The organism is Lentilactobacillus kribbianus (genome assembly GCF_013184075.1).
Lineage (GTDB): Bacteria > Bacillota > Bacilli > Lactobacillales > Lactobacillaceae > Lentilactobacillus > Lentilactobacillus kribbianus.
Genome location: NZ_JABEQQ010000002.1, coordinates 386,735 through 410,339 on the forward strand (window position 1 = coordinate 386,735; position 23,605 = coordinate 410,339).

Here is a 23,605-nt window from a genome sequence, read left to right on the forward strand (position 1 = left end):
ATAAATCATAGACACATTTAACGAGGAGGAGAGACCATGAAATTAACGAATTTACCAGAACAATTTAAACTGGCTCTTCCAATAATTGAAACGATACGAGCCGCTGGTTATGAAGCTTATTTTGTTGGAGGATCAGTGCGCGATACTATTTTGGAAAAACCAATTCATGATGTAGACATTGCCTCTAGTGCTTATCCAGCAGAAGTTAAGGAAATTTTTAATCGAACGGTAGATACGGGCATTGAACATGGTACAGTGATGGTATTAGATCATGGAACTGGCTATGAAGTAACAACTTTTAGAACTGAATCTGGTTATCAAGATTATCGTCGTCCTGATAAAGTAGTTTTTGTCCGCTCGTTAAAAGATGATTTAAAACGTCGTGATTTTACAATTAATGCTTTGGCAATGGACGATCATGGCGATATTACGGATTTATTTGGCGGATTAACTGATTTAACCAATAAAGTTATTAAGGCCGTTGGTGATCCTAACGAACGCTTTCATGAAGATGCATTACGTATGATGAGAGCCGTTCGTTTTAGCAGTCAATTAAACTTTTCAATTGAAACTAATACCAAATTGGCAATTAAAGATCACGCTCAATTACTAGAAAAAATTGCGTTAGAACGAATCCATGAAGAGTTTATTAAGTTAATGCTAGGTCAAGCGGCAGCAAATGGTTTGGCTCAGCTAATAGAAACTAATTTATTCCAGTATTTACCAGGGTTATCCGATAGTGCCACTGTGTTATCGCAACTATCTCAAAATGATATTGCATTAAATAATGAAGCTCAGGTTTGGAGCTTGTTAGCAATTACAATTGGAATTAACGATCAGCAAGTTGCTAAGTGGTTAAGACGGTGGAAAACTTCTAATAAGATAATTAATGATGTAGAAGTCACGGTTAAATTATTAAATAAAATCCAATCGGCTACGGTTTGGGATATTTATCAAGCGGGTACAATCGGAGTAGAAAATGCGATTGCAGTAGCAAATATCACTCAACCCAAGCGAGACTTTGAACAGTTAAGGCAGAAATTACATCAATTACCAATTACTAATAAGAAAGATTTAGTAGTAACTGGCAAAGATTTGATGGAACAAAAAGTTGTAACTCCTGGACCACAACTTGGTAATTTACTGACCTTTTTAGAACAACAAGTAGTTAATGGACAAATACCCAATCAACAAGAAGCATTAATTAATGCTAGTAAAGAATATATGGAGATAAATAACTAATGCAAACAATGCGAGTAGAAGATCTTACTAAGACTTATGGTGAAAAAATACTTTTTAACAAGTTAAATTTCATTATTAATGAACAAGATCGAATTGGGTTGATTGGAACCAATGGAACGGGAAAATCATCATTGCTTAATGCATTGATGGGTACCGATCATGATTTTACGGGAACAATTACTACTTCAAATTCGTATACAATTGCTTACTTAAAACAAGATCCAGAATTACCAGCCGATATGACTATCATGGAAGCAGTATTTTCTGGATCCCAAGCAATTTATCAAGTAATTCGAGAGTATGAAAATGCCCTAAATAATTATTCTAATCGACCAGAAAACGAAAAATGGCAAAAACGGTATGAAAATGCTGAGGCCAAAATGAACGAATTTGATGCATGGAACGTTCAAAATAATGTTAAAACTATCCTAACTCAGTTAAAGATTTATGATTATGAACAGAAAATAAAAGACTTATCTGGGGGACAACGTCGGCGAGTCGGGTTAGCCCAAGTGTTAATTCAATCACCAGATTTATTATTATTAGATGAACCCACTAACCATTTGGATTTTGATTCTATTGCATGGCTAGAAAAATACTTGGCCGCTTATAAAGGAGCTATTTTATTAGTAACACATGATCGTTACTTCTTGGACCGAGTCGCTAACCAGATTTGGGAATTATCGTTTGGCAATCTTTATCAGTACCAAGGTAATTATCAAGAATATGTTCGTTTAAAGGCTGAACGGGTTGAAGGTGAAGTGGCCGCCGAACACAAACGGCAACAACTATATAAAACAGAATTAGATTGGATGAAAGCTGGAGCTAAGGCACGTTCCACTAAACAACAAGCACGTATTAATCGATTTAATGAACTAAAAGAAAATGTCAATACCTTGCAAACTGAAGAAACCGTGGATATCAATTTAGGGCAACAACGATTAGGTAAACAGGTTTTTGAAATTGAAGATGGTAATTTAACCATTGAAAATAAAGTTATTCTTAAAGATTTTAATACCCTTATTCAAGGTGGCGAACGCATCGGTATTAGTGGTGAAAATGGTGCTGGTAAATCTAGTTTATTAAATGTTTTAGCCGAACGTCTAAATTTAGATAGTGGTATTTTAAAAGTGGGCGAGACGGTTAAAATTGGGTACTACACTCAACAAATTGAACCCATCCCAGAAGATAAACGAGTCATTAATTATTTATCAGAAATAGGACAACAAGTAGTTAATAAGGATGGCGAAAAAATTAGCGTTGCCGAACTGTTAGAACAATTCCTGTTTCCAAAATTTATGCACGGTACTTTAATTCGTAAATTATCAGGTGGCGAAAAACGACGACTATATTTATTAAAGCTCTTAATGGAGCAGCCCAATGTTTTGTTGCTTGATGAACCAACTAACGACTTAGATATTGCAACATTAACCGTTTTAGAAAATTACGTTCAACAATTTCAAGGAACGGTTATTACCGTTTCTCATGATCGTTATTTCTTAGATAAAGTAGCGGATCGTTTACTATTCTTTAAAGGAAATGGGGTTATCGAGGAACAACGTGGACTATTTACTGAATTCTTAAATCAATTAAATACGGCAACTAAGCAGGCCAAGGTAAACGAAAAAAATGCCAATAACCATTCTGTTACTAAGAGCAGTAAAAAAGAACCAGTTGCTAAAAAAATTAAAACGAAGCTAACCTATGCGGAACAAATGGAATGGGATCATTTAGAAGATGATATCGATAAACTCGAGAATCAAAAAGTCGCTATCGATGATCAAATGTTAGAAAACAGTGCTAATTATGATAAATTAGCTGACTTGCAAACGCAAAAAGATCAATTAGATCAACAAATCAATCAAAAGATGGAACGCTGGGAATATTTGAGTCAGTACGTAGACTAGTGGGAAAGGTAAATTAAAATGAATGAAATGGAGTATTTAAACCTAGAGCGTTATGTTTTAGATCATGGTCATCAAAAAGGTGATCGAACTAATACAGGAACTCTGAGCACCTTTGGATACCAAATGAGATTTGATTTAAACGAAGGATTTCCGATCTTAACTACTAAAAAGGTTCCGTTTGGGTTAATTAAAAGTGAATTACTTTGGTTTTTAAAAGGTGATACTAATATTAAATTCTTGTTAGAGCATAATAATCATATTTGGGATGAATGGGCTTTTGAAAAATACGTTAATTCTAATGATTATTCAGGTCCAGATATGACTGACTTTGCACATCGAGCAGAGGATGATGAAAAATTTAATCAAATTTATCAAACTCAAAAGAAAGCCTTCTGTGATCAGATTCTATCTGATGACAATTTCGCTAATAAATATGGTGATTTAGGACTAGTATATGGCAGTCAATGGCGTAAATGGAAAACTTCATCTGGTGAAACAATTGATCAGATTCATGACGTTATTGAACAAATTAAAAATAATCCTAATTCTCGGAGACTAATTGTATCGGCCTGGAACCCAGAAGATATTCCTAGTATGGCTTTACCACCATGTCATACGATGTTTCAATTTTACGTGGCTAATGGTAAGCTAAGTTGCCAACTCTACCAGCGTTCAGCAGATATCTTTTTAGGAGTTCCCTTTAATATTGCTAGTTATGCATTATTAACTCATTTGATTGCTAGAGAAACTGGATTAGAGGTGGGAGATTTTGTGCATACTTTAGGAGATGCCCATATTTACTCTAATCATTTAAATCAAGTTAATGAGCAGTTAACCAGGACTCCTTTAAAGGCACCTACTTTATGGCTTAATCCGGCTAAAACGAAGTTAGCAGATTTTGAGATGAATGATATTAAGTTAGTTGACTATCATGCTCAATCAGCTATTAAAGCACCAGTAGCAGTTTAGGGAGGGATAAGATGATTTCCTTTATTTGGGCTCAAGATATTGATGGTGTCATTGGTCGGGATGGTAAGATACCATGGCATATACCGGTTGATATGAAATATTTTAAGAATACCACCATGGGCCACCCGTTAGTGTCAGGTAAACGGACATTTGATAGTTATAAACGAGTTTTACCAGGAAGAGAAAATATCGTTTTAACTACTCAAATAAATGATCTATCTGATGAAGTTACCAAGGTCACCAGTTTGACTAAATTATTGGAATTGATGAGTAAAAATCCCGATAAAGAGTATTTTATTTCTGGCGGGGCCCAAGTTTTTAAACAACTATTACCGTATGTAGATAAACTGTATAAAACAACCATACACGGTCATTTTGCTGGCGATACTTTTATGCCAGTAATTGATTATTCCCAGTTTAAATTAGTTAGTTCTCACAATGTCATTGCTGATGATTATAATTCTTATGCTTGTACTTTTGAGATTTTTGAAAGACAAAAATGAGTGTAATTTCACAATGGATATAATTACATTGTCTGTTATAATGTGAGATAGTGTTAGAAATATTAAGGAAACGAGTGGAGTCAATGGCAAACATTAAAATTGTGACTGATTCCTCGGTTGGATTAACCGAAGAAGAAATTAAAAAATATAATATAACAATCATTCCATTAACCGTTATGATTGATGACACAATCTATGTAGATCGTGAAAATATTAATAACGATGAATTTGTCGAAAAAATGATGACTAGTAAAAGTTTACCTAAAACTAGTCAACCAGCGATTGGCAAGTTTGTAGATACATTTAATGAATTAGGTGCTGATGGTAGTCAAGTGCTATCAATAAATATGATGGAATCCATTAGTGGAACTGTTAATTCAGCTAGACAGGCGGCAACTATTAGTGATGCAGATGTGACTGTGTTTGACAGTGGTACAACCGATCGAGGCTTGGGATATCAAGTATTAGCTGCTGCTAAAAAAGCACAAACTGGCGCCAGTATGACAGAGGTTCTTAATGAAGTTAATTTTGTTAAGGACAATAGTTATTTATTTCTGGGTGTGATGACCTTAGATAATATTGTCAAGGGTGGGCGAATTCATCCAGTTGCTGGTGCGATTACTAACTTTTTAAATATTAAATTGGTTCTAGAAGTGACTGATGATGATGGTAAGATTAAAATTCGTTCCAAAGGTCGCGGGGTTAAATCAGTTAAAAAATACTTCAATAACGTCATTGAAAATATGAAAAGCCTAAATAATATTCAACAAATTTGTATTTCATACGTTACTGAAACGGATTTAATTTTAGAATTAGCGGAACAACTTAAAACAACGTTCCCAGATGTTTCTTTCTTATTTAGGAGAACGACTCCAATTATTGCGACCCATACGGGCGAGGGAGCATTCGCATTGCTTTATTATAATGATCATCGATAAATAAAAAGACTGGTCGAGCTCTTTTAAACCAGTCTTTTATTTTTTATAAAAATAACTCTTTAATTGGATTGTTAATCATTAAAATTGCTAAAATGAATTATTCAAATAACAAAGTCATTAAAGGTGAACATAATGCCAACTAAATCAACAAGTAAAAAAAAGCGCAATAAAGTTTTTATTTTTTTAATTATCATGCTGTTAGCTATTGGAGGAGGTATTTTTTATAGTAATAACCAAATACAGCATCAATCTAAACCACATATTCAACTTACAGCAGTCGGTGATTCTTTAACTCAAGGAGTTGGTGACGATACTAATAAGGGTGGTTATGTCGGTTTAATTCGCCAAAAAATTAATCGAAGTAATAAGGCTGAAATGGTTACGGATAATTATGGAATTGCTGGTGAAACCACGGCTCCAATTACACAACGGGTTCAGCATAATAGTAAGGTCCGAAATAGTTTAAAAAAGGCTGATGTTATTACTATTACAACAGGTGGTAATGATTTGATTGGATTTTTTAAAAATCATCCCACAGATACTGGCAATCAGTTGTCTCGCAATTTAAATCAAAATAATTTAAAATTTGAACAGCATGAATCACAACTACTAGGTGAAATCAGAAAGCTTAATGCTAATGCTCAAATCTATGTGTTTGGTATTTACAACCCACTATATGTTTATTTCCCACAGGTTAAAAACATTTCCAAGGCTGTTAATCAATTGAATTTAACAAGCGAAAAAGTGGTTAAGCAAACTAAGGATGCTTATTTTATTTCCATTGATAAACAGTTATCTCATGGTCAATTTAATAGTCGTGTTGAACAACAAAAATTGGAAAAAGAATCACGAAACATGAATAATGCTAATATGCTCAATTCGAAATCGGTATCAGATATTTTTAGTGGTTCAGGTAAAGAAATTAATCGCTATATTAGTAATCAAGATCATTTTCATCCCAATAACAAGGGATATCAAATCATGACCAATGATTTGTATCAAGAAATGAAACAACATGAAAATTGGTTAAAGGAGTAATACAATGAGAAATCAAGCCAAAAAACAAATTAATCCCTGGAAATGGGGCTTTATGGGACTAATAATTCTAATAGTATTAGGATTATTGACTACTATATTCTTAATTAAGAGTAATCCAAAAAAGCCAGTTACTACTGGTGTAAGTAGCACCCAAAATACACCAGTAGCAGCTACTTTTAATAAAAAACAAATTAACGCGTTGTCTGATTATTATTTAAACAAGCAACAGGCTGGTGAAACTAACCAATACCATTTTAAAATAGAGGATCAAGCCATTGTTTACGGAACGGTAACTGTATTGGGAAGTCCGGTTAATTATTCACTCTTTTTAACTCCTAATGTAGAGTCCAACGGTAATGTTACGTTAAAGGCAACTAAATTATCCGTAGGGAAACTCCGATTACCTATTAGTGTGGTGATGGCGTTAGTGCAAAAAAGCTATAAATTACCTGATTGGGTGACAATGAACCCGGCTAAAAATGAAATATACTTAGATATCAATCACATCAATAATGATGGTATTAATTATCGGGCTAAGAAAATGGATATGAGTGGCTCTGGTAAATTTGTATTTGAAATGATTTTACCAAACCAAAATTCTTAAAAAAGATTGGAGTTCACCATGAGACGAACCTTTTATCAATTTTTAATGACCAAACGTAATCCGGATAGCACCGAAGCAGTAGCGGAATTTGCAAATAATGCTTTTTATGATCAATCTTTTCCTAAGCAAGCAGATAATTTTGATGATTTATCTAAGTATTTAGAGGAGAACGCGAGTTATTTACCTAGTATGACTATTTTTGATGAAATATGGTCCGAATATAAAGAAAGCAATTAGGAGGTTACTATGGCAGTTACAATTCAATGGTATCCTGGTCACATGGCCAAAGCAATTAGACAGTTCGAAGAAAACGTTTCTCTGGTAGATATTGTATTTGAATTAATCGATGCACGGGCCCCTTATTCCTCGCTCAATCCAGAAATTGCTCGTATTTCTAAGGGAAAACCCCATCTTTATATCTTAACTAAACGAGACTTAGCTGACGAAAGACTAACACAACAATGGCTAGAATATTTTCATAAACAAGATAGTGCAGCGATTGCAATTGATGCTAAGGGACGTTTTAGCGTGAATGAGATCATTGCCACTATTATGCCACTAGTGAAGGATAAATTAGCTCGTGAACAAGAAAAGGGTATGAAGCAACGCCCAATTAGGGCCATCGCAGTAGGTGTGCCTAATGTTGGTAAGTCAACTGTATTGAATCGTTTGGTAAAACGAAGAGCAGCTCAAGTTGGTAACCGACCAGGTGTTACTAAAGGACAACAATGGTTAAAAGCTGGAAAAGAATTAGAATTATTGGATACTCCCGGAATCTTATGGCCTAAGTTTCAAAATCAAACCATTGCTGATAAATTAGCGTTAACGGGTGCTGTTAAAGATAGTGTCTTTCATAGTGATGATGTGGCAATTTTTGGATTAAATTATTTCAAGAAATATTACCCAACTCAATTACAAGAACGTTATCATTTATCTGAGACTGATTTAGAAAATACAACTCCTGATTTATTATTAGAAATTACCAAAAAAATTGGTATGCGTGATGATTACGAACGAGCCGCAGTAAGAATTATTCAAGATATTCGCAGCCAAAAAGTTGGTCGCTATACTTTAGATCGATTGGAAGACGTTGATAACGATGAGTAGTTCAAAACGAATCACTGTGAAAGAAATTAACGATCAATTAAAACAAGTTCATTCACTAGATGACGAACGATTAAAGAACTGGGTTCAAGATGATCGTAAGGGTGTTCAATTAGCAATCAGTAAAACTATTAAGCGACTCCAAACAGCTGAAAAACAGCAACAGGCTTTTCGGCAACGGTTTACTTATGAACAAAGTTTTTGGCATAAAGGGATTAACTATGTCGCAGGAATTGACGAAGTTGGTCGCGGACCACTAGCTGGTCCAGTAGTGTCGGCGGCCGTTATTTTGCCTAGTGATTTTGATCTTATTGCTGTTAATGATTCTAAGCAACTATCTAAAGTTACTAGAGAGCTCTTGGCACCCCAAATTAAGCAGGAAGCACTGGCATATGGTTTTGGCGTTATTGATAATCAAATAATTGATGAAGTCAATATATATGAAGCAACTAAATTAGCTATGCGTGCGGCTGTTAATGATCTTAACATTACTCCGCAACAGTTAATTATTGACGCTATGTCTATTGATATGGCAATACCAGAGCTATCTTTGATTAAAGCTGACGCCAAAAGCATTAGTGTGTCAGCGGCCAGTATCTTAGCTAAGGTTTACCGAGATCAGATGATGAGTGAATATGATCAACAGTATCCAGAATATGAATTTGCTCATAACGATGGCTATGGTACAAAAGCTCATTTAAAGGCCTTAGCTGAGTTTGGGGTAACTCCCATTCATCGAAGATCATTTAAACCGGTTATGGACGCATTAAATATTAAATAAAAGGTTTACGTATTTCTCTTAAAAGGGTGTTAGCATGCTTTTAAGAGATTTTTTATTGCGAATTCATTTGTGTAAGGGAATTGGAATTAAAGGAAAAGGATTAATCTACCAATGGGCTCAACAGCAGTCCAAATGGGACGATATTTCAGCTAAAAAATTATGTCAAGTTGGTCATATCACTAAATTTCGTCATCAATTTAGTAATTCGTATAATTGGTTAATGCAATCACCGACGACGGTTAATGAATTAGTGATGGGAGAACGTTGGGTATGTATTAGTGACGACAGTTACCCCTTAAAATTGAAAGAAGGATATGAACCACCACTAATTTTATTTTATCGAGGTAATTGGCAATTAATAAATACACCCAGTCTAGCAATAGTTGGTTCTCGAAAGGCCACAAACTATTCATTAAAAGTATTGGAAAAACTTTTAACACCGACAATATGTCAAAAGTTAACCATTGTATCTGGATTAGCTGACGGGGTAGATAGTTTGGCTCATTATCGATCTATTTATTTACAGGGTAGTACAATTGCTGTTATTGGAACGGGATTAGATATTTTCTATCCTGCTAAAAATAAAAAATTACAACAAGATATTGCTAACAATCATTTACTTATTAGTGAATATCCAAATGGCACCCGTGGGTACCGAAGCCATTTCCCCGAACGCAATAGAATTATTGCTGGCATCACAGAAACTCTTTTGGTTACGGAGGCGGCTCAGCACTCAGGTAGCTTAATTACTGCTAATTTGGCCCTACAAAATAACCGCAATGTTTTAGCTGTCCCAGGATCTATTTTAAGTCCCATTTCAATAGGAACTAATGAATTAATTGAAGCAGGAGCTAAACCTATTTTACGGCCGGAAGCGATTTTAGAAGAGTTTGTTAGTTGACAGTTTTCTTTTGGTGCAATATTATGTGATAGATTCGTAGTTTTTATTTCTACTATATTATGAAGTAAAAATTAACCTAGACTGCAGTAAAGGGAGACACGTATTTTGACGACAAGTACGACTAAAACTAAAGCAAAACCAAAACCAAAACGTAAAACTAAACGAAAAGCACCTAAAAAGAATTTAGTAATTGTTGAATCACCAGCCAAGGCTAAAACCATCGAAAAATACCTAGGCCGATCATATAAAGTTATTGCGAGTAAAGGGCATGTTAGAGATCTACCTAAAAGTACGATGGGCGTTGATATTGAAAATGATTATGAACCTCACTACATCTCCATTCGTGGTAAGGGAGAAACCATTAAGGAACTCAGATCAGCAGCTAAAAAAGCTAAGAAAGTATACTTGGCTGCCGATCCGGATCGAGAAGGAGAATCAATTGCCTGGCATTTGTCCCATATTTTAAAGTTAGACCCCAATGAAGATAATCGGGTAGTATTTAACGAGATTACTAAAGAGGCGGTTAAGGAGTCTTTTAACCACCCTAGATCAATCGATATGGATTTAGTTGATGCCCAACAGGCTCGCCGCATTTTAGATCGATTAGTCGGATACTCAATCTCGCCGCTTCTTTGGCAAAAAGTTAAAAAGGGATTGAGTGCAGGTCGTGTTCAATCCATTGCTCTTTGGTTGATCATTCAACGAGAAAATGAAATAAATAATTTTGTTCCTAAAGAATATTGGACGATTGATAGCCAGTTTAAAAAAGGTCGTAGTAAATTTAATGCCAGTTTTTACGGAATCAATGGTAAAAAAACAGAGCTAAATGATAATGACGCCGTTCAAGCGGTACTAGAACAACTTGATTTAAAAGGCGACTTTGATATTACTAAAGTCACTAAAAAGGAACGTAAACGTCAACCACAACCACCGTTTACCACTAGTACTATGCAACAAGAAGCTAACCGTAAGTTAAACTTTAGAACACGAAAAACTATGATGGCAGCACAGCAATTATACGAAGGTATTAATCTTGGTAAAGATGGTAATCAAGGATTAATAACGTATATGCGAACTGATTCTACTCGAATTTCGACAGTGGCTAAACATGAAGCATCAAAGTTTTTACATGAGGAATATGGTGAAGAGTATGCGGCTACTAAACCCATTAAGGGTAAACTCCCAGAAGGGGCCCAAGATGCCCATGAAGGTATTCGGCCAACTTCCGTTTATCGAACACCAGCAAGCATCAAAGAATATCTAAATAAAGATCAATTTAGATTGTATCAACTAATTTGGTCACGATTCGTGGCGAGTCAAATGACTCCGGCTATTATGGATACCATGGGTGTGACTATTGAACAAAATCAAGTTTCCTTTAGAGCTAACGGATCTAAGTTGAAATTTGATGGATTCTTAAAAGTTTATGGTGACGGTAAAGAAAAAGATAATCTTTTACCAGATTTGGAAAAAGGCGATACTGTCCAAATGGTTAATAACAAACCAGATCAACATTTCACTCAACCGCCCGCACGTTTTAGCGAAGCAACGTTGATTAAAACTTTGGAAGAGAACGGTGTAGGACGTCCATCTACTTATTCACCAACTCTAGATACCATTCAGCGACGTTACTATGTCAAATTAGTAGGTCGGCGCTTCGAACCTACTGAATTAGGAGAGATTGTTAACTCTATCATTGTTGACTATTTCCCGGATGTTGTTAATGTTGATTTCACCGCTAATCTAGAAAATGAATTAGATGAAATTGAAGAAGGACAAGAGAATTGGGTTCAAGTAATTGACCAATTCTATAAGCCTTTTTCTAAAGAAGTGAAATCAGCTACTGAGAATATGGAAAAAGTTCAAATTAAGGATGATCCTGCCGGTTTTAACTGTGATATTTGCGGGGCACCAATGGTTGTCAAAATGGGCCGATATGGTAAGTTTCATGCTTGTTCTCGTTTTCCAGATTGTCGTAATACTAAAGCCGTTGTTAAAGAAATTGGGGTAACTTGTCCTAAATGTAAAGAAGGTCAAGTTATTGAACGAAAATCAAAGAAAAATCGAGTCTTTTATGGTTGTTCCCGTTTTCCGGAATGTGACTTTGTTTCCTGGGATAAACCGGTCGGACGTGATTGTCCTAAAGATCACCACTTCTTAGTTGAAAAGAAGATTAAAGGTGGTACACAAGTTGTTTGTCCTAACGGAGATTATGAAGAAGAACCACAAAAATAAAAAGAACCGCCATTATGGCGGTTCTTTTTATTTATTTCGATTTTGTTTTCGAGTTTGTACTTCATAAAAGATTAAGGCAACACCACCAAAGAAAATAGGTCCAATTGTTGTCCAAAAGGCACTCATATAATTATGGCTTAAAATCGGTTGCGCAATCGTGAAAATAATTCCTAAAGAAATTACTAATAAGATAAAACCAACTACAAAATTAGTAAAAACTGGATTGCGATAAGCTACAAAAGGTCGATCTAAATCTTTTTTCTTCTTAAAGGCTGGAAAGGCGCCAATTAAGAAGAGATAGGGTACTGATGTTGAAATATTACCCATGTTAGTTAAAATTTGATAGAACTTTTGTGCTTCGGAACCGCCAAAGGAAATAAGAACAATGATAACGCAAATCACGGCCGCTTGAATCCACATGGCAAAACCTGGCATACCGTTTTTATTTAATTTAGTCATTCTTTTAGGCCAAAGCTCTTTGGGAGATCCCATGATGAATGATTTAAGTGGTGAATAAGTCATAATAAAGAACGAACCACAGTAAGCTAAAAACATGGCCAAGCCAGTAAAACGGGATAATAATGAACCAATCAACAGAGAAGTAGAATGAGATAAGCCGATACTATTACCAAACGTAATCCCTAAATTGTTCATTAAAACATAAGTAATATTTCCCAAGGTAACATGACTAGCACCAATGTTTTTCATCCAATTGGCACTGATACCCCAAAGAAAAATGGAAAGGGAATAAAAGATGGTAATAAAGAAAGTAGCAACCATAATCCCTTTAGGGAAAGTTTTTTCTGGCTTATCTAAATCATCAACAATTCCGCTTAATGATTCCATCCCGGCATAAGCAAAGATTGCGTAAACCACGAATGATAATAGGGCAATCGGTGATTGGAAATCAGGGTTAGGCGATTTGATAAAACTGCTCATACCATTGATTGGTTGGGCTAGTTGTCCATGATTAGCAATGACAATCACAATGGAAGCAATAAAAAATATTCCCGTCAAAATCATTACAAAAGTTCCACCAACTGAACCAACTCGAGCAATAGAGTCCACACCCTTAGCGGTGGAAAATGTGACTAAAATCATCCAGGCGATAGCTAAAACACCCACGGTTTGTAATGGAGCTAAACCAAATAAATGCCAAGTTTGAGTTTGATCAGAACCAGCAAACATAGTGGTCAAAGGTACCCAGATCTTGGAAGAGGTAGAAACCATCCAAATAATCCAGCTAGATAACCAGATAAAAGTACCAATAAAAGCAAATTTTTCACCGACTGAATTAGAAAGCCAAGAATAAAAGCCGCCATGTTCATCCTTGAAAGCCGAACCATACTCAGCAAACATCAAACCAGCTGGTAAAAAGAAAATAATTGCTGCAAAAATATACCAAATAATACTAGCATATCCCATTTGAGCAAAGGCAATGGGAGTATTGGCAAATCCATAAATAGATGAAAAAATCATCAGGATTAGCCCTACCAAAGAAATTTTGGATTTTGTCGTCATTAGTCTAACACTCCTTAATATTTAGTTATAAGTTAACATCGTGATGATAATTTAATAGTGAAAAATCAGTAGCTAGATAGATTAGCTCACTGGTTAGCTCACGATACTTCTTAATTCCCAAGGCAGCATTAGCAAAATTTACTTTGGTAAGTTCATCAATAATATCTGACTCAGCGTTCATATTGGTTAATTTTTTATCAGTATCTAAAATGGATTTTCTAAAAGCAATTCGCAATTCAGCCTGAGTATCATTTAGTTTAGCTCCCAATTCTGAATAATGAGCATCTACTAACACTCCTGCTAATTTATAAATCCAATATGCATCTTCAGGATTATATTTTTCGTGAGCATTTTGATAACTTTCCGGCGTGCTATTGGCGCCTGTATAGAAAGGTACAAAGACACTTTGAGCACCAACACCCATTGATAACCATTGAACGCCGGCCATCAATTTATTATCATTACTGCGTAATTGTAGAATATGGGCTTCTTGAGTTCTAGCTAAACTAATAGGTCTAAATTTCTTCTTATCATGTTCAGAACCATCACCAAGGGGATCGTACTGCGTACCTTGATAGTGTGAGTTCAAGAAGTTTTGGGCATCTAAGATACTCAATTTTCGATTAGCGTGATTAACAAAAGGCATATCGTTGCTGGACGGTTCAAATTCTAATTCTGGAGAAAACATTTTCAAACCATACCAAACACGGGGATAATTATAGTATTTATCTTGCAGACTATCAGTACCAAAAATATTTCTAAAATTAAAACTGTTACCTGAAAGATCAGGGTTTAAATGATTATTTTCAACAAATGATTGAATATCTGTAGCCCACATAAAATGTTCGGGATCATTAAAATTAATTTCTTGAATAGCTAATTGATTGGCGATTACTGCATAACCATCATCTGGAATCTGTTGAGCAACCCATTGATGACCACCAGCTGTTTCCATATACCAAGCTTCATTTTGATCAGCAAATAAAATTCCATTAGTTTCGTTAGTACCATGTTCTTCAACAATCTGACCTAAGCGAGCTACACCTTCACGAGCACTTTTAACATATGGAAGGGTAACTGTGACCATAGCTTCTTCACCAATGCCGTTAGGAACCAAAGGATCGACGCTAAGAACATTTTCATTAGTATATGCACTTTCAGTCGCACTCATTGCTACATTAAATTCGTTGATACCATCTTCTTCGAAAAGACCAAATTTTTCGGTCCATTCGGGTGTTGCTGAGTATTTATACTTGATTTTAGGGAGTTGCATTTCAAATTGATTATCTTTAGAAACAAATTTTTGTTCATCATTAAATTCTTCATGGTCATGCATTATGTAATTTTTAGGCCATGAGGCTTTAGAATCTTCGTTTCGGCCAATCATAATTGAGCCATCAACGCTTGCATTCTTGCCGATAATAATACTCGTACAAGCCGAATATAATTGTTTTTCAGACATTTTTATTCTCCGTTCTAAATTATTTGTCAAAGTATTATATCATAAACTCAGTCCTATAGCGCATAGTCAGTGGGATTGTAACATTAAAAGTAGGCGTCCATTTCTTATTAAAATAATGATTAATTACTAGGTAATAATTGATAGTTCCATGTATAATATTTGTATAATTTGATCTTTTTATATTATGCTATTGCAATGAAACCAACGACTATTATCTTAAGTAAAAATAATAAATGTCTAAAATTAAGGTATTTTTACATTAAATCTACTATACTGAAGTTCGAGAGATTGAATTGTCACAACTTATTAGAACGGAGAATTTTTAATGAGCAATCAACAATATATTATGTCAATTGATGAGGGTACTACTAGTGCCCGCGCCATTTTATTTAATCATAAAGGTGAAATCGTAGCACAAGCTCAACGTGAATTCACCCAATATTTTCCTAATTCTGGTTGGGTTGAACATGACGCAAACGAAATTTGGAATGCAGTGCAAACAGTCATTTCCGAAGCTTTAATCACATCAGAGATTCCTCCTTATAAAGTTAGAGGCATTGGAGTAACTAATCAACGAGAAACAACCGTTATTTGGGACAAAAACACCGGGGAACCCATCTACAATGCAATTGTTTGGCAATCTAAACAAACTAGTGACATTGCTGATCAATTAAAAGAAGATGGTTATCAAGACCTCATCCATGATAAAACGGGGTTAATTATTGATTCTTATTTTTCTGCCACTAAAATTATGTGGATTTTGGATAATGTTCCAGAAGCTCGTGAAAAGGCCGAACATGGTGATTTATTATTCGGTACCATTGATACTTGGATTTTATGGAAGTTAACAGATGGTAAGGTGCATGCGACTGATTATACTAACGCTAGTCGAACTATGTTGTTTAATATCCATGACTTAAAATGGGACGATGAAATCCTAAAACTATTGAATATTCCTCGTTCGCTATTGCCAGAAGTACATTCATCATCTGAAATTTATGGTTATACAGCTGGCTACAGTTTCTCTGGTGTTCAAGTACCCATCGCCGGAATTGCTGGGGATCAACAGGCCGCTTTATTTGGTCAAATGGCATTAGAAAAAGGAATGATTAAAAATACATATGGTACCGGTGCTTTTATCGTGATGAATACGGGCGAAGTACCTACTTTATCCAATCGGGGACTACTAACAACGATTGCTTACGGATTAGACGGTAAAGTGTCATATGCATTAGAAGGTAGTATTTTTGTGGCTGGATCAGCCATTCAATGGTTACGAGATGGCATGGAATTGGTAGAACATTCATCAGATTCAGAAAAAATGGCAGTGGAGGCGCAGGACAGCGGTGGAGTCTATGTTGTACCAGCGTTTACTGGTTTAGGAGCTCCATACTGGGATCAAGAAACTAGAGGGGCTGTTTTTGGCCTAACTCGTGGTACTACCAAAAACCAATTTGTGAGAGCTACTTTGGAATCACTTGCTTACCAAACGCGTGATGTAATTGATACTATGGTGGCAGAAACTGGATTGGATTTAAAAACACTTGCCGTAGATGGTGGGGCGGCTAATAATAATTATTTAATGCAATTTCAAGCTGATATTTTAAATACACCAATTGAACGAGCATCAATTGCTGAAACCACTGCATTAGGGGCAGCCTTTCTTGCTGGATTAGCAGTTGGTTTTTGGGATAATATTGATGAATTAAAACACACAATTAAAAGTAGAGATGAATTCGCTCCTGATATGAAGGCAGCAACTCGAGATCATTTATATAGCGGCTGGCAAAAAGCCATCAACGCTACTATTCAATTCCACTATGAGGAAGAAGAATAAATAAAACCCTCTTTATCAATTTTGATAAAGAGGGTTTTATATTTTAATTTAATTCAAAATAATTAGTTAAAAAATAGGCTACGCCGTTTTCTTGATTATTAAAATCGGTTGTAGCATTTGCTATGGATTTGATTTCTGAAATAGCATTTTTCATTGCTACCCCTAAGCCAGCATATTTAATCATTGCATAGTCATTACTTTCGTCACCAAAGGCCATAATATCTTTTTGAGCAATACCATAATAATCAGCTACTCGTTTAACACCAGTATCTTTTTGAATACCTTTGGCAGCTAATTCCATTACTGGTGAATTACCACCCCAAGGGGTGATGGTAACATCATCTTTAAAGTGAGTGTTTACGTAATTGGCTAGATTACCAATGGCTTCTGGGTGCATCTGAACGGTAATACTAATCGGATTAGTTTTTAAATTTTTAGCATCCAAAATTTGATTTGATTTTAAAATAGTCGGAAAAAAGCCCATATCTTTACTGGCACCACGGTTAGCCATGAAAAGTGAGCGTCCCTCAACGGCCATTAAATTAATGCCTAATTCATTTTGTTTTGAAAGTAATTCGGCCACAATTTCTTTATTAACATTATACTCATATTCTAAAGACCAGGAATCATGAGGTTGCGTACCCAAATTACCATTGAAATTAATCATCGGTGAGGTCAAATTAAGTTCATCATAAAAATTTTCAGAAAGTCGATTGGGCCTACCAGTAACAATGCTAACAACGTGACCCGCTGCTACTACTTTTTTAATGGCAGTTTTAGTGATTTCACTTAATTGAGCGTTGTTATCCAATGTAGTTCCGTCTAAGTCCAGTGCAATCAGCTTTTTATTAATAATAATCACCTCAAAAAATTTAACGTATCATGTTATAATAACCAAATGTTTGTATATAGTCAATTAAAGAGGAGATAGATGAATGCAATTACCAGCTGATTTCATAACTAAATACACGAAATTGATGGGAGAAGACGAAGCAACTGACTTTTTAACGAGTTTTAATAACGAAACTAATCATGGATTTCGAGTTAATCCTTTAAAAGGTCACCAACCTATTCAAGAATCGTTGGATTTTCCTGTTGAATACAGTCAATGGGGCTATTATGGTGAAATCAATGGTAAGACCAGTGACCATAAATCTGGAGCAATTTATAGCCAAGAACCCAGTGCAATGTATGTTGGCGAAGTAGTTCACCCGAAATTAGGAGAAAAAGTATTAGATTTATGTGCCGCTCCCGGAGGAAAAACAACTCATCTAGGTAGTTTCATGAATAATACTGGTTTATTAATTGCCAACGAAATTGATGGTGGTCGAGTAAAAATTTTAACAGAAAACGTAGAACGTTTTGGTTTAACCAATACGATTGTCACTAATAGTACTCCAGAAGATATCGCTGGTAAGTTACCAGATTTTTTTGACCGAATTTTAGTTGATGCACCGTGTTCAGGAGAGGGTATGTTTCGTAAGAATCCGGAAGCGGTAAAATACTGGAATTTAGATTATCCAACAGAATGTGCTTTACGTCAGCGCGAAATTTTAACAGAGGCTGTAAAAGTTATTAAGCCCGGTGGAGAATTAATTTATTCTACTTGTACTTTTGCTCCTGAGGAAGACGAACAAATTGTTGCTTGGTTAGTGGAAAAATATGGCTTTGAAATTTTACCTGTAAAAAAATATGAGGGAATGGTCGCTGGTAAACCAGAATGGGCCAATGGTAATAAGGATTTAGAAAAATGCGTTCGCCTATTTCCACATAAGTTTAATGGCGAGGGCCACTTTATTGCTAAATTAAAAAAACCAGTTAATTCTGATGTTTCAACCACATCAACAAAACGGAAAAAGAAAAATCAAATTAAAATTAATGCACAAATTACAGATCCAACTAATGAACAAACTAAATTATGGCAACAATTCAAACATGATTATTTAGTTAATATTAACTTTACTAAATTAGTTGTTTACCGAGATAATTTATATTCAGTTCCATTTGAAACGCCTAACTTAACTGGAGTAAAAATTCATCGTTTAGGATTATGGCTCGGGACTTTTAAAAAGAATCGATTTGAACCAAGTTATGCGTTGGCATTAGCTATTAAAGCTAGTGAATGGCGACTATCCTTGAACATTAATGAAATAAATTGGAATCACTATGTGTCTGGAGATACCTTTGCTGTATCCAAAGATTTGAAAAAAGGGTGGTATCTTTTAGTTCATGATTTTCAAGCAGTAGGATTTGGTAAAGTAGTTAATGGCGTTGTTAAGAATTTCTTTCCTAAGGGACTTCGCTTTAATATTAAGTAATAAAAAACTTCGGCTATTTTTCAATAGTCGAAGTTTTTTTAGTATTTAATGTTTCGCTGTTTAGTATAATTTATTAATTCAGGACTTAATAATAATTTTTGTTTACTAAGTTCAGTCCATGATCGCGTATTTTGTAACGCTAAAATAGCGTGAAGACCATATTTCCAATTTTGAATGGTTTCAATGATTGGTTCATTGGTATTATATTTAAATAATTGATTTAAGAAAAAGCCAGCCACACCAACTGCAGAAGCTCCTAGTGCCATACTTTTAGCTACACTAGCTGGTGTTTTGATACCGCCAGTAGCGATGATATTTTTTGTAGGTAATTGGGGGAGTGCTTCTAGTAAAGATTCAACAGTACTTAAGCCCCAATCATTGAAATAATTCATATCTTTATCAGGACGGCGAAAATTTTCAATTTGAGCAAAGTCAGTACCGCCACGACCGCCCACATTAATCAATTTAACCCCAACTTGTTGCAGTTCGGTAATCATTTGTCGACTCATACCAAACCCAACTTCTTTAACGATGACGGGGACATCAATTTGTTTAACTATTTGATCAATATTATCAATAAAAGCAAACGTTCTGTTACCTTCCGGCATAATTAATTCTTGGACAGCATTGATATGAATTTCTAAAGCATCTGCTTGAATCATATTCACTACTTTTTTGGCATCCTCTGGACTATGTTCAGCACCGATATTAGCAAAAAGAATACCGTTAGGGTTGCTTTCTCTAACTATTTTAAAAGACGATTCTAACTCAGGATGCTTTAATGCAACACTTTGCGAGCCAACCGCCATTGCTAAATGAGTTTCCTTAGCAATAGTTGCCAAACGTTCATTTAACTGGGCGGTTTGTTGGCTACCGCCAGTCATAGCTTCAATATAAAAAGGTGCTTGAAGTTTGATCGAACCTATTTGAGTACTAATGTCAACTTCATCAATAGCAGTATGCGCAATTCCTTGAGGTATAAACCGAAGTCGGGAAAAATCATCGTTGGTTTCAGAATAGAACTTTTGTGCTAATGAAACGTGTTCGTTTTTTCGATGTTCGTGTCCTGATATCATATTGACCTCCTAATTAAGCTTAGTAACCTCATAAACTTTAAGCGGTAAAATTTCAACATCATTTTTTTGTAGAGTTTGGATGAGTTTTTCAGCATTAATATTTTTATCTAAAATCATAATGCCGCAATCACCACCACCGGCTCCGGATGATTTAGCTGCTGCTCCAAATTGATTAGCAATATCACACATTTTTTTGAGTAGTGGTGTTTCAATATCAACTTGAGTTAATTGAGACAATTTTTGTAAAATTAAACGATTATGATTGATTCCAGTTTCAATACTTTCCAAATTTTCTGTTTTAAAGCCAGCAATGATTTCTTGGACATATTTTTTACTATCTTGCAAAAACGCTTGATAGCCATGTTGTTTTTGACCTTTGTTAATAGTAACTTTGTCAACTAGTCGAGAAGTAGAAGCTGGTGATCCAGTCCAACCGATCAATAGGTTAAGGTTAGCTGGAGGATTTAACTGCTTAATTTTGAGTTGAGGCCAGTTTAATTGAATAAGTTTGTTTAATTCAACCTGATGCCGACTGCTATTTAACCAATTACGATCAAAGGAACGATAGGCAATCCATCCGCCGTAAACACTAGCAGCAATATCTCCTAAAGAACCATTTCCTTGAACATCCAAATGGGCGATGGCTGCTAATTTAAATAATCGTTCTTTATCCATCTCGATGCCATAAAGCTGACATAAGGCATTAATAGTAGCAACAGTAACCGCCGCAGAAGATCCCAAACCGTATTTTTTTCCGTCGGGGCTGTCTAAGTCACTATTCACTTTTAAGTGATAAGTCTCCATAGGTCTTCCTAACGATTGAGCGTATTCTTCGGTTAACTTAATAGCTGATAAAATATAATTAAAAGTATTATCACGGTTATCAATGATCATACGATCACCTTGACGAGTCCACATAACTGAACCATTTTGATATTGCTGGGAAACAATACTCCCGAAATTTTCACTTTTTTCAATCGTTACCGTTACAAATTGATTAAGAGCAACAATGATTGCTGGATAACCCGTTTCGACAACGGCATATTCACCGGCTATATATAATTTACCGGGAGCTTTGGCTGAAATCACGTCTTCATTTCCTTTCGTGCTACAAATATTGAATCCCTGAACCAGGTTCGGTAGCTATTACGTTTTCTGGACCAATTAATTGACTAAAAACCGTAATTATTTGATTTAAATCCTTCGATTGACAAAGCACTTTTATATTAGGACCGGCATCAACCGTGGCGTAGCAATTAACATTATTAGCCCGTAATTCTTTTACTTTTTCCAGTAATTCGATAGTTTGCCCATTGAAATAGGTAAAGGCTGGATCAGAGCTTAGTGTAAGAGCATGCATTCTCATTGCGTTAAGCTCACTTGTAGATCCCAATAAGTCAAAATCATGGGTTCTAATGGCATGAGTGATCGTTTTTAAATCTTTGGCAACTACCTGACGCCAAACTGGATAGTAGGGTGAAGTTTCTACTGATTCTCTCATTGCCTGAGTACTAGAGTGTTTTTTGCGACTTTTTTTAATGATCAGGGCGACCACTTTAATATCCCAATTTTGAGCCGAATCAATTTGTGTTGCAAATGATGTTTCGTTATCATTACCGCTATGCCATTGAACGAAGCCACCAAAAACTGAACGACTGGCAGAACCAGATCCTTGACGAGCCAGCCTTGATAAATCAGTATCACTCAGATCTAAACCGGCGGCTCTGCTAGCAGCTGCAGCGAGTGCTGCAAAACCTGAAGCCGAAGAAGCTAGTCCAGCAGCCATTGGTACATGATTAGTGGATGAAACCTTAGCGTAAGTATTAATTTTAGCTAAATTCCTAACTAAATCCAATACTTTTTGTACTTTTAAGGCTTCCTTATCAAATATAGGTTTATTATCAATTTTAAGGCTATCTGCTGACAGTTGGTCATCAAAAGCAACGGTTGTATCAGTATAAAAGTCTGCCAAGGTTAAGGAAATACTATCAGTTTGAGGAATGATCAAATTGTCGTCTTTTTTTCCCCAATATTTAACTAAAGCAATATTAGTATGCGCTCTAGCCGTAATTTCTTGCTTGTCGGTTGTCATTTTTTGTCTCCTAATTGATTATTAAAATTGACCTAATGGCTGAATCCAGGTTTTGGTGGCACCGTGTTTTTCTAGTTGTTTTGCTACAAGTGAGGCATTTTGAGCACTGTCACTTAAAGCAATCAGACAGCCACCTAGACCGCTACCCGTTAATTTAGCTCCTTTAGCACCAGCTAAAACAGCGACTCGTTGCAATTTGTCTAATTGTTGGTTACTAACATGTAACTGACGTAAACAATTATGATTAGCATTCATTAAATTACCCAGTTCATCAATGTCATTATTTAAAAGAAGTGGGGGGACTGCTGAGGCTATTTGTCCCATTTCCATAATAATACTATTGGTCTTATCATAATCTGTTGTCATCTGATCAGAAACATTAGCAACTGCTTCACTGGTTTTACCCTTGATACCACTATCTGCAATTACTAAAAAAGCGCCCGCGAGGTTCATATCTAACTGCATATTTTCGGCACCTTTAACATACCAAATAGGCCACTTAGAACTAGCAGTGGCTGCATCTAACCCACTGGGATTACCATGGGTTATCTGTTCTTCAATGTCCACATATTGCAACAATTGATTACGACTTATATTCTTATCAAATAAATTAAATGTAGCTCTAGCGATTGCAACAGCAGTAGCCGCTGATGATCCCATACCACGTTCAGACGGGATTTCACTTTCAATCGTTAAAGTAAAAGCTTGGTCGGCTTTATCAAAACGGGATAATATTTTGATTACCATTTGTTTAATACCGGCTAACTCACGCGGTAACTGTCGCCAAAGACCGTCGTAATACCGGCTATAAATACGACTAGGCTCATTATTTTCATTGAAACTAATTTGAGCAGATACACTAACAGCACTTAGCGGTAAAGCAATTGCGGGCTGTTCATACACTACGCTATGTTCACCAAACCAAATTATTTTTGCGGAACTCTTTCCATTGCCATATTTTTTCAATATAATCGCTCACTTTCAAACGTTTCAATTTTAACATACTACCATTTGAATTCTGAAACGATGGTAATAAATTTAATGATTTATAAATTATTCTATAAATATTGAAATTTT

The 23,605-nt window shown here is 35.5% G+C and carries 21 protein-coding genes; 14 read left to right on the forward strand and 7 right to left on the reverse strand.

Annotated elements, in window-relative coordinates; genetic code table 11:
• Positions 1-36: 36 nt before the first annotated feature.
• From HII32_RS06690 to topA, 12 genes are all read left to right on the forward strand, one after another.
• Positions 37-1,242 (forward strand): CCA tRNA nucleotidyltransferase, encoded by a 1,206-nt coding sequence (locus HII32_RS06690; protein WP_172189615.1) that lies wholly within the window; start codon positions 37-39, stop codon positions 1,240-1,242.
• The gene (locus HII32_RS06695) at positions 1,242-3,149 is read left to right on the forward strand and encodes an ABC-F family ATP-binding cassette domain-containing protein (RefSeq protein ID WP_172189617.1); all 1,908 of its coding nucleotides are present in this window, start codon (positions 1,242-1,244) and stop codon (positions 3,147-3,149) included. The genes HII32_RS06690 and HII32_RS06695 overlap by 1 nt, the downstream gene beginning before the upstream one ends.
• Before the next feature lie 18 nt (positions 3,150-3,167).
• Entirely contained in the window at positions 3,168-4,118 is a 951-nt protein-coding gene (locus tag HII32_RS06700; protein WP_216655663.1) for a thymidylate synthase, read from the forward strand.
• Between the two features lie 11 nt (positions 4,119-4,129).
• Positions 4,130-4,621, forward strand: coding sequence for a dihydrofolate reductase (locus HII32_RS06705; protein WP_172189619.1), 492 nt, complete (start codon positions 4,130-4,132; stop codon positions 4,619-4,621).
• Between the two features lie 83 nt (positions 4,622-4,704).
• Complete coding sequence (locus tag HII32_RS06710) at positions 4,705-5,559, forward strand: DegV family protein (RefSeq protein WP_172189621.1); 855 nt, start codon at positions 4,705-4,707, stop codon at positions 5,557-5,559.
• Positions 5,560-5,691: 132 nt separating this feature from the next.
• The gene (locus tag HII32_RS06715) at positions 5,692-6,597 is read left to right on the forward strand and encodes a GDSL-type esterase/lipase family protein (protein WP_172189622.1); all 906 of its coding nucleotides are present in this window, start codon (positions 5,692-5,694) and stop codon (positions 6,595-6,597) included.
• Positions 6,598-6,601: 4 nt separating this feature from the next.
• A complete protein-coding gene (locus HII32_RS06720; RefSeq protein ID WP_172189624.1) occupies positions 6,602-7,201 on the forward strand; it encodes a YpmS family protein in 600 nt (199 codons plus the stop codon).
• A gap of 18 nt (positions 7,202-7,219) precedes the next feature.
• The gene (locus tag HII32_RS06725; RefSeq protein WP_172189626.1) at positions 7,220-7,438 is read left to right on the forward strand and encodes a YozE family protein; all 219 of its coding nucleotides are present in this window, start codon (positions 7,220-7,222) and stop codon (positions 7,436-7,438) included.
• Between the two features lie 9 nt (positions 7,439-7,447).
• On the forward strand, positions 7,448-8,308 hold the full coding sequence (gene ylqF / locus HII32_RS06730) for a ribosome biogenesis GTPase YlqF (protein WP_172189628.1): 861 nt from the start codon (positions 7,448-7,450) through the stop codon (positions 8,306-8,308).
• Positions 8,301-9,086, forward strand: coding sequence for a ribonuclease HII (locus tag HII32_RS06735; RefSeq protein WP_172189630.1), 786 nt, complete (start codon positions 8,301-8,303; stop codon positions 9,084-9,086). Before ylqF ends, HII32_RS06735 begins: the two co-directional genes overlap by 8 nt.
• Positions 9,087-9,120: 34 nt before the next feature.
• Entirely contained in the window at positions 9,121-9,987 is an 867-nt protein-coding gene (gene dprA, locus HII32_RS06740; protein WP_172189640.1) for a DNA-processing protein DprA, read from the forward strand.
• A 105-nt stretch (positions 9,988-10,092) separates the two neighbouring features.
• On the forward strand, positions 10,093-12,222 hold the full coding sequence (topA, locus tag HII32_RS06745; RefSeq protein ID WP_216655664.1) for a type I DNA topoisomerase: 2,130 nt from the start codon (positions 10,093-10,095) through the stop codon (positions 12,220-12,222).
• 27 nt (positions 12,223-12,249) lie between these two features.
• Here the strand turns inward: topA and yjeM are convergent, their stop codons facing one another.
• Together yjeM and HII32_RS06755 are read right to left on the reverse strand one after the other, a co-directional pair.
• Positions 12,250-13,743, reverse strand: a complete 1,494-nt coding sequence (gene yjeM / locus HII32_RS06750; RefSeq protein WP_172189642.1) for a glutamate/gamma-aminobutyrate family transporter YjeM — start codon at positions 13,741-13,743, stop codon at positions 12,250-12,252.
• 25 nt (positions 13,744-13,768) lie between these two features.
• Positions 13,769-15,205, reverse strand: a complete 1,437-nt coding sequence (locus HII32_RS06755; RefSeq protein ID WP_172189644.1) for a C69 family dipeptidase — start codon at positions 15,203-15,205, stop codon at positions 13,769-13,771.
• Between the two features lie 325 nt (positions 15,206-15,530).
• On the opposite strand from HII32_RS06755, the gene glpK reads away from it, so the two are divergent.
• A complete protein-coding gene (glpK, locus tag HII32_RS06760; protein ID WP_172189646.1) occupies positions 15,531-17,042 on the forward strand; it encodes a glycerol kinase GlpK in 1,512 nt (503 codons plus the stop codon).
• A 43-nt stretch (positions 17,043-17,085) separates the two neighbouring features.
• On the opposite strand, the gene HII32_RS06765 is transcribed toward glpK, so the two are convergent.
• A complete protein-coding gene (locus HII32_RS06765) occupies positions 17,086-17,904 on the reverse strand; it encodes a Cof-type HAD-IIB family hydrolase (protein WP_172189648.1) in 819 nt (272 codons plus the stop codon).
• 73 nt (positions 17,905-17,977) lie between these two features.
• On the opposite strand from HII32_RS06765, the gene HII32_RS06770 reads away from it, so the two are divergent.
• Entirely contained in the window at positions 17,978-19,360 is a 1,383-nt protein-coding gene (locus HII32_RS06770; RefSeq protein WP_172189650.1) for an RsmB/NOP family class I SAM-dependent RNA methyltransferase, read from the forward strand.
• Between the two features lie 38 nt (positions 19,361-19,398).
• Here HII32_RS06770 and fni read toward each other — a convergent pair whose 3' ends face one another.
• From fni to mvk, 4 genes are read right to left on the reverse strand one after another with little or no spacing between them, the layout of a single operon-like run.
• Positions 19,399-20,436, reverse strand: a complete 1,038-nt coding sequence (fni, locus tag HII32_RS06775) for a type 2 isopentenyl-diphosphate Delta-isomerase (protein ID WP_172189652.1) — start codon at positions 20,434-20,436, stop codon at positions 19,399-19,401.
• A gap of 9 nt (positions 20,437-20,445) precedes the next feature.
• The gene (locus HII32_RS06780) at positions 20,446-21,525 is read right to left on the reverse strand and encodes a phosphomevalonate kinase (RefSeq protein WP_172189654.1); all 1,080 of its coding nucleotides are present in this window, start codon (positions 21,523-21,525) and stop codon (positions 20,446-20,448) included.
• Between the two features lie 19 nt (positions 21,526-21,544).
• Positions 21,545-22,528, reverse strand: coding sequence for a diphosphomevalonate decarboxylase (gene mvaD, locus HII32_RS06785; RefSeq protein WP_172189656.1), 984 nt, complete (start codon positions 22,526-22,528; stop codon positions 21,545-21,547).
• Between the two features lie 21 nt (positions 22,529-22,549).
• Positions 22,550-23,494 (reverse strand): mevalonate kinase, encoded by a 945-nt coding sequence (mvk, locus tag HII32_RS06790; protein WP_172189658.1) that lies wholly within the window; start codon positions 23,492-23,494, stop codon positions 22,550-22,552.
• Positions 23,495-23,605 lie beyond the last annotated feature (111 nt).